Below are 4,998 nucleotides of genomic sequence, written 5' to 3' on the forward strand. Positions count from 1 at the left end.
GTGATCGTCAAACACCTTCTTGACGATGTCCGGCACCGACATCTCCTGGAAGATGCGGCAATCGCTGGTGCGGGTCAGGAACCACAGCCAGGGGCGCACCTCGGCCTGGTAGGCAAAGTAGCGGCCCCGGGGTGTGCCCAGGCCGAAGCGGGTGACATAGCCATGGAAATAACGCTTGCTGTCATCGGCCAGGTGCATGGTGAGCGTGACCGGTTTGCCCAGCAGATCCTGGGGTGCCAGGGTCGGTTTTTCGCTCAGCAGATTGAGCTGCATGCCGCCCAACTGGCTCAGGCCCTCCGAGACATTCATCGACTCGAGGAACAGGTCTGCCGCGGGCAGCGGGGAACTCAGGGTGATGGGAGCATGCGTGGCCATCCTGTTAGTGGACCCCAGGAGGGGGACTTGGCAAAGCGACCAAAGTCATGCGGACGGCAGGTGGCGGGCGTCGGCGTTGATACGGGTTTCCACGGAAGCCTCAGGTGCAGGCGCCAGCGCGGCGCCACCGGCGCCAGAACCTGCGCGCCATCACCTCAGCGGCGAAGAAACTTCAACTGGTGGGCCAGCACCTCGGGAAACAGCGGGTCAAAGTAGGGGTCGAAATGGTTGGCATCGATCTCGATGACCTGCACGTGCGGGTTGCCGACACGCCGCACCTTGTCAGACACGAACGGCGCCACCGTGTCGCCCGTGGCCCCGATCATCAGCATCGGGATCTTCACATCCTTCAGGCGCAGCCAGGGGCGATAGAAGGGCATGGTGAGCACGGACTTGGCAACCACGCGGTTGTCGTACTTGTGGTCCGGGTAGGCCCTCAAGGCGGACTCCATGGCGTCCCAGCCACCGTCGCGGTCCATGGTGGCAAACTCGCCTTCGCGGGCCAAAGTCGGCACGCAAATGGGGGCACCCGGCTTGATTTGATCCAGGATACCCAGGCCGATCAGCTTCACAAGCCGACCCAGCGGCGTGGCGAGCGTGGCCGCCAGGCCATCAAGCATCGGCACCTGGATGATGGCCCCCTTCAGTTCAGGGTGCTGGGAAGCCAGATCCACCACATGGCCACCGCCAAACGATGTGCCCCACAGCGTGATCTGATGAGCTGCCACCATGGGCTGAGCCTTCAGGTGGGCCAGTGCCGTATCGGCCACGCGTGTTCGGCGCCAGGGATTGATGCCCTGCCTGGGGAAGCCGCCACTGTCACCCCAGCCTGGGTAATCGAACTCCATCACCGCATAGCCGGCTTCGACAAAGCTGTGTGTGAACGACGAGGTCAAGGCCAGCTGGATGCTGCCCCAACCGCCGAGCATGAGGATGGCGGGCAGCTGTTGATCGGGGGCCGTGTCCTGGGGCACATGGAGCGTGGCCGCGCACAGTGCGCCCTCTGCCATGAAGGTGGATTTGATGGCGCGCACGCGCACGTGCGAGGTATCTGGGTAGCGGCGAGCGTTCACGTTGAAATTCCAAAAGTCATGCGTTGTCAAATCTGTGCTTAAAGCGCCCTGGCCCTGGCGATGCGATCGCCCCCGGCACGGCTTCCATGCGCTGCGCTTTGGCTCGCAGCCATGAACTGGTAGGCATCGAGCGATGCATAACGCGTGAGCCAGCGGTAGCCGAAGGTGAAGCCCGGCCAGTTCGTGCTGTTGTGACCGTTGGCATCCACGTACCAGCTCTTGCAGCCTTGCCACACGGTGGCCCGCAGACGCTCTTGCACCAAGCCATTGAAGCTGCCGTATCGCCCCGCGTTGACTTCAACCGTGTGGGCGCCCGCCTTGTGCGCCGCCTTCATGCACCTCAACACATGTGCCATCTGGCTTTCCAGCATGTAGATGATGGAGCTATGGCCCAGGTTGGTGTTGGGACCATACAGCATGAAGAAGTTGGGGAAGCCCGGTACGGTCATGCCCAGATAGGCCTGCGCGCCCTTGCGCCATGCATCATTGAGCTTCAGGCCATCGCGGCCGGTGATCGTCATGGGCGCCAGAAACTCGGTGGCCGCGAAGCCGGTGCCGTAGACGATCGCGTCAACGGGATGGTGCTGCCCATCCACCGTCTCGATGCCATCGGCCGTGATACGGCGTATGCCCTGGGTGACCAGGTTCACGTTGGGCTTGACCATGGTGGCCAGGTAATCGTTGGACAGCAAGATGCGCTTGCAGCCGATGGGGTAGTCGGGCGTGAGCTGGGCGCGCAGTTGGGGGTCCGGCACTTGCCGTTGCAGCAGCGCTTTGAATGGCAGGCCCACGGCCAGGTCCATCATGGCCTTGATGCGTGTGAAGCCCACCGCCCGGCTTTCGTATTGGGTATAGATGCGGGCCCTGTGCAGCTTCATGGTCCAGGGCAGCATCCTGAACAAGGCCTTGCGCCAGCCCGCGTACGGGCCATCCGGACGCGGCAGGATGTAGGCGGCCGAGCGCTGAAACACCGTCAGCTTGCTCACCTGGCCCGCAATGGCGGGCACGAACTGAATGGCCGAGGCCCCCGTGCCGATCACCGCGACGCGCTTGCCCTTCATGTCATAGCCGTGATCCCAGTGGGCAGAGTGGCAGACATGCCCCTGGAAGCTGTCCATGCCCTCCAGCTTGGGATAGACCGGGCGGCTGAGCTGGCCCGTGGCCGTGACAAGAAACCGGGCTTGCAACACCTGGCCATTCGTCAAAGTCACCTCCCACAGTGCGAGCTCTTCCTGGTAGCGGGCTTGGGCCACCTCGCAGCCAAAGCGGATGGATGGCAACAGGCCGTATTTCTCGGCGCAGTGCTTCAGGTATTGATGGATCTCGGCCTGAGGTGCAAATACCCTGGACCAGTTCGGATTGGGCTCGAACGAAAACGAATACAGGTGCGAAGGCACGTCGCACGCGGCGCCTGGGTAGCTGTTGTCTCGCCATACACCGCCAACATCGTTCTGCTTTTCGAGGATGAGGAAGTTGCCCAGGCCCGCTTTTTTGAGCGCGATGGCCATCCCGATGCCCGCAAAGCCGGTTCCGACGATGATGGTGTGAAAAGCGGTATGGGGCGCTGAGCCAGAGGGTTGCATGGTTTGAAACCTCGATGTGCGACGAAGGTCTGTTCGGTGAGGCGGAATCATGCGCAAAACCACCGCCACCGAGAATGTTGACCAAGGACAAACGCTTTATGATTTGGGCCAACCACATCGGTATTCACCCTTCATGAGCTCTCCGTGAACTTCTGGGATTTCAAGCGCAGTTCGGCGAGCGTGCGGCTTCTGGTCGAGTTTGGCCAGGAACGGGGGCTGGATGCCGCCAGGATCCTGGCTCGCTCTCGCCTGAAGGAAGCCGATCTGGCTGATCTGGCCATCGAACTCGATGCCAGCCAGGAGCTGTGTGTGGTGGGCAACCTCATGCGCGCATGCAGGCAGCCTGGGCTGGGGCTGGAAGTGGGCATGCGCTACAACTTCGCCTCATACGGGCTGTGGGGCCTGGGCCTGATCAGCAGCGCGACCGCTGGCGATGCCCTGGCGCTGGCGCTGCGGTTCATCCCGCTGACCTTTGCCTTTTGCCGCATTTCGGGTGGCCTGGACGGCGAGATGTACACCGTGACCTTCGAAGCCCCGGACGTCGAGCCTGCGATTCAGCGCTTCCTGGTGGAGCGCGATGTGGCGGCTGCCTCCCGGTTGATGAAAGAGACACTGGGGCCTGAGTTCGCCTTGTCCCGGTTCACCCTCCAGCACAACGTCGAGCGAGGTGCCGGCTGGCTCGAAGGCCTGCTGCGCGTGGGGGGCGTCCGTCCCGAGTTTGGCGCCACCTGCAACAGCCTGTCCTTTGATCGCCAGTTGCTGAACCTGCGGCTGCCTCAGGCCAACCCCGTCACGGTGGCCATGTGCGAGCGAGCCTGCGAAGAACTGATGGCACGCCGCCGAGCCCGTCTGGGTACCGGCGACTACCTGCGCCAGTACCTGGCCGCCGCCCCCCTCAACATGACACCGGATCTGCCCCAGGCCGCGCGCGCGCTGGGGCTCAGCGACAGGACGCTGAAGCGGCGCCTTCAGGACGAGGGCGTCTCATACCGGATGCTGCTGGCCGAAGTGCGTGGCCGCCAGGCCAATGAGTTGCTGGCTGATGAAACGCTGTCGCTCACGCAGATCGCGGAACGCATGGGCTTCAGCGATTTGTCCAGCTTTTCGCAGGCGTACAAGCGGTGGTTTGGTGTGGCGCCCAGCCTGGGGCGATACGGTGCCCGGGGTGGCGCTGCGTGATGGTGGCGTGGAAGGGCGCACGGCTCATCGGGCCGAAGGCAGCGGAATGACTTCTTGCGGCGGGTGCCATCGATTCAATCGCAAACATCAGGGGTGGGTAGAGGTTGATGCTGCTGGGGGATCGGCGGCTTTGCAGCGATTGCTGCTGTTAGAGGACATGTGCTGGACTCAGGGGGTTCGACAATATTGCAGTCTCTGGGCAACTGCGAGCGGTTCGGCGGGCCTGACTGGTATGAAATGTACCGTAGGCATCGAGACTGTAGATGCGCCAATCAACTCCGCTATTGCCGCTCCAATGACCAATCCATACGGTGCTGAACTGACGCCCTCACCCCGTTCCAACCGGACGAGTTTTTCCAAGCAGCCAGTCAGCCAAATCTGGATTTCTCGAATTTGAGTAACACGAAATGACTGTTGGCATGCTCACTAAATCGACCAAAAGCAGCACTAGGTATTTGGTGAAAGCGGCCGCCCAAGCTGCTATAGCCTCCTACACGATCAGCCGATTGGCTGATCTTGCACTCGGGCCCTGCCGCTGCAAGTCAGCATAGGTTATTTCGTTCAAACAGCAAACGGGAAACTGATTGCCGCTACTTTCGGAGCTTTTTTCTAAATTGTGGCAGAGGGAGTCCACCCAAATTATTGAACGACCCTTCTTCGTCTGAGTAGCGCTGTTTTCGTTCGCAATAGGCCTTTAGATGGTCGTCATTTGCGATAATTTTCTCTAGCAGACGCTCGGCTGCGGATTTTTCCTCCGGTTGAAATGTGGCGTGGGGCTTGGGCGTTGC

General features: G+C 61.7%; 4 protein-coding genes and 1 pseudogene. 1 reads left to right on the forward strand and 4 read right to left on the reverse strand.

Translation table 11 applies throughout. The features are described 5' to 3' along the window. From VFW93_RS12500 to VFW93_RS12510, 3 genes and pseudogenes are all read right to left on the reverse strand, one after another. On the reverse strand, window positions 1–375 hold a 375-nt coding region (locus tag VFW93_RS12500), incomplete at its 3' end, for a contractile injection system protein, VgrG/Pvc8 family (RefSeq protein WP_329694321.1). Between the two features lie 155 nt (window positions 376–530). Continuing rightward, on the reverse strand, window positions 531–1,448 hold the full coding sequence (locus VFW93_RS12505) for an alpha/beta hydrolase (RefSeq protein WP_329694322.1): 918 nt from the start codon (window positions 1,446–1,448) through the stop codon (window positions 531–533). An 80-nt stretch (window positions 1,449–1,528) separates the two neighbouring features. Continuing rightward, a pseudogene (locus tag VFW93_RS12510) lies at window positions 1,529–3,031 on the reverse strand (flavin-containing monooxygenase); the annotation flags it as partial. Window positions 3,032–3,175: 144 nt separating this feature from the next. Here VFW93_RS12510 and VFW93_RS12515 point away from each other — a divergent pair. After that, the gene (locus tag VFW93_RS12515) at window positions 3,176–4,210 is read left to right on the forward strand and encodes an AraC family transcriptional regulator (protein ID WP_329694324.1); all 1,035 of its coding nucleotides are present in this window, start codon (window positions 3,176–3,178) and stop codon (window positions 4,208–4,210) included. Between the two features lie 590 nt (window positions 4,211–4,800). Here VFW93_RS12515 and VFW93_RS12520 read toward each other — a convergent pair. After that, a partial coding sequence (locus VFW93_RS12520; protein WP_329694325.1) for a hypothetical protein occupies window positions 4,801–4,998 on the reverse strand: 198 nt, incomplete at its 5' end.

The organism is Aquabacterium sp. (assembly GCF_036279675.1).
Taxonomy (GTDB): Bacteria; Pseudomonadota; Gammaproteobacteria; order Burkholderiales; family Burkholderiaceae_C; genus Aquabacterium.